At 73.0% G+C, this 2,385-nt stretch carries 4 protein-coding genes; 1 reads left to right on the top strand and 3 read right to left on the bottom strand.

What is annotated here, in order from left to right; all coding sequences use genetic code 11:
- From ACXAHD_RS31935 to ACXAHD_RS31945, 3 genes are all read right to left on the bottom strand, one after another.
- The coding region (locus ACXAHD_RS31935; protein WP_475055137.1) for a DUF1775 domain-containing protein at positions 1-681 on the bottom strand (681 nt) is incomplete at its 3' end.
- Positions 682-714: 33 nt separating this feature from the next.
- Positions 715-1,227, bottom strand: a complete 513-nt coding sequence (locus ACXAHD_RS31940; protein WP_281554944.1) for an MSMEG_6728 family protein — start codon at positions 1,225-1,227, stop codon at positions 715-717.
- A gap of 25 nt (positions 1,228-1,252) precedes the next feature.
- On the bottom strand, positions 1,253-1,456 hold the full coding sequence (locus ACXAHD_RS31945) for a hypothetical protein (protein WP_281554945.1): 204 nt from the start codon (positions 1,454-1,456) through the stop codon (positions 1,253-1,255).
- A 203-nt stretch (positions 1,457-1,659) separates the two neighbouring features.
- Between ACXAHD_RS31945 and ACXAHD_RS31950 the strand changes: the two genes are divergently transcribed.
- Positions 1,660-2,322 (top strand): DUF4142 domain-containing protein, encoded by a 663-nt coding sequence (locus ACXAHD_RS31950; protein ID WP_281554946.1) that lies wholly within the window; start codon positions 1,660-1,662, stop codon positions 2,320-2,322.
- The last annotated feature ends 63 nt before the right edge of the window (positions 2,323-2,385 follow it).

Here is a 2,385-nt window from a genome sequence, read left to right on the forward strand (position 1 = left end):
GTCCGAGCCCGCTGCGGCGGCCTGCGCCGGCGGGTCCTGGGCGGCTGCCGGTGCCGGGTCGCCGTGGTGGGCTCCGTGACCGGCGGCCGTCGGGTCGGCCGGTCCGAGGGTCAGCACCGGGCCGGGCCGCGGCGCGTTCGGGCCGCCCCAGTGGACCACGGTGCCGTCGGAGTAGGTCTGGGTCACCGCGAATTCGATCCGGTCCGTGTCCGGCAGCGGGCCGACCGAAACGGTCAGCAGCACCGGCGCCGGTTCGTCGGCGGGTGGAGAGACCAGCTGCCAGGTGATGCTCTCGGTGGCCTCGGTCATCAGGCCTCCGTGCAGGCCGGGCAGCGGCTCCGGCAGGGCCCGGTTGATGATCCTGGGTGCCCAGTCGTCGACCGACATCGGGTAGACCTCGGCGATGGGCAGGTCCGCCGGCAGATCGAGGCGCACCTCGGCGGTGTGTGCGTCCGGCCGTTCCTGCGGAAGTTCGAAGGTCAGCTGAATGCCGGCCCCACGAGGTGCCTGGGTCGGTTCCAGGCCGATGTTGGCCGCAGCCACCGCCGACCCGGACAGCACGACCGCCAGCACCGAACCGGACAGCACCGCGCCGATCCGGACGGCGTTCGCGCGCAGACAGTTGACCATGAGCCTCGCCTCCCGTACGTCAGCGGCCGCTGCCGCCGGAACCTGATCCACCGGTAAGGAGTTCGGCGGACGGGGCCGAACGGTTCAATCCGACCACGGACCTTTTTCGCCGGGTGGGGCGGGGGAGATCGGCGGCGGCACCGCGGGTGGGCATGGCCACACGTACGGTACGGGGGCGAGGTCGCCGAAGCGGGGGCGGTAGTGGTCGGGGTCCTTGTGTACCAGTGCGGCGCGGTGCGACAGGTGCAGGTCGGCGCGGCCGAGCCAGGCCGGTAGTGCGCAGGCGGCGCCGAGTTCGGCCTGGTCGCGGATCAGGGTGCGGCCGGTCGCGGCGGTGAATTCGCGGCGCAGGGTGTCGGCGACGGTGTCGGCCCGGCCGGGCCGGGTCCATTCGGCGCAGACCGTCAGGCCGTACCGGACCAGCGCCTCGGGGTGGCCGCGCCACATCCGGACCGCCGGGTGGTGACGCCAGCCGTACCCGGGCACGGTCAGGCCGCGTAGCACCTGCAACGCTTCGACGCGCTGCTTGCCGAGGCGTCGGGCGTCGAGCGCGGCGGCGCTGGCCGTGAAGTCGGGGTACGGCAGGAACGTCTGCATGGGTGCCGTGGGCCGGCCGAGGTGGTCAGTCCGGCCGGTCTTCGGGTTCGCTGTCGTCGTCGGCGACCGGCGGATGGGGACCGTACGGTGAGGCCTGGCCGGCCGGGACGGGACGGTCGCCGCCGCCGCGACGCCCGGGTCGGCGGTCGGCTCCGTCGGGATCCTTGCTCTCCTGGACCAGCGGGTTGTCCCCGCTGCGACGCATTTCCGGTTGCTGGATGTTGGTCACGATCCCTCCCGGTGATCTGGTCGGTCGTCATCCGGCTACCCGGTACCGGCGGTGACATGCCGGCGGGGGGTCGGGCTAGCCCGACCGAGGGTGGCTGGTCATCCGCCCGCCGGCCGGCGGCGCTCATCCCGGCCGGCGGGCATGGCGTCCGGGGTGCCGGGTATCTCGGTGCCCCGACGAGCGCTGAGCGAGGAGGAACCACGATGAGAAGGACCGTAGTGACCCGGCTGGGGCTGTTGGCCGGGCTGACCGCCGTCGCGTTGATCCCGGCGACCGCGCACGCGACAGCACCGTCCGAGCAGGACAGCGAATACCTGCGTACGATCCACCAGGTCAATCTGGCCGCTGTGCAGATCGGGCAGTTGGCGCAGGACAAGCAGGATGCCGACCAGGCGGTGAAGGACCTGGGTGGTGACATGGTGGCCGACCACACCCGGCTGGACGAGGAGGTCGCCCGGGTGGCCGGTGAGGTCGACGTCGCCCTGCCCGACTCACCCACCCAGGAGCAGCAGGACGTGGTCACCCAGCTGAACGGGTTGTCCGGTGCCGAGTTCGACACGGCGTTCGTGGAGAGCCAGTTGGCGGGCTACGCCAAGGCGATCGAGGTGAACAACGCCGAGATCTCGCAGGGCTCCGACGAGCGGGTGGTGAACCTGGCGCAGGAGGCCGGACCGGTGCTTGAGGACCTGTACGCGGCGTTGCAGGGCCTCGCCGCACAGCTCGGGCTGCCGACCTCGCCGAGTCCCGGGGTGAGCCCCACGGTTGACCCGACCGCGCCGGGCACGACGACGCCCGAGCCGACGGTCAGCCCGACCCTGCCGTCGCCGACGGTCGACCCGCAGACGCCGCTGCCGGCGCAGAGCTGACCTGCGGGCCGCGTTTTCTGTGGGTGGGGGGGGGGGTGGGGGGGGGGGGGGGGGGGAGGGGGA

Source organism: Micromonospora sp. ABR4_055 (genome assembly GCF_056160425.1).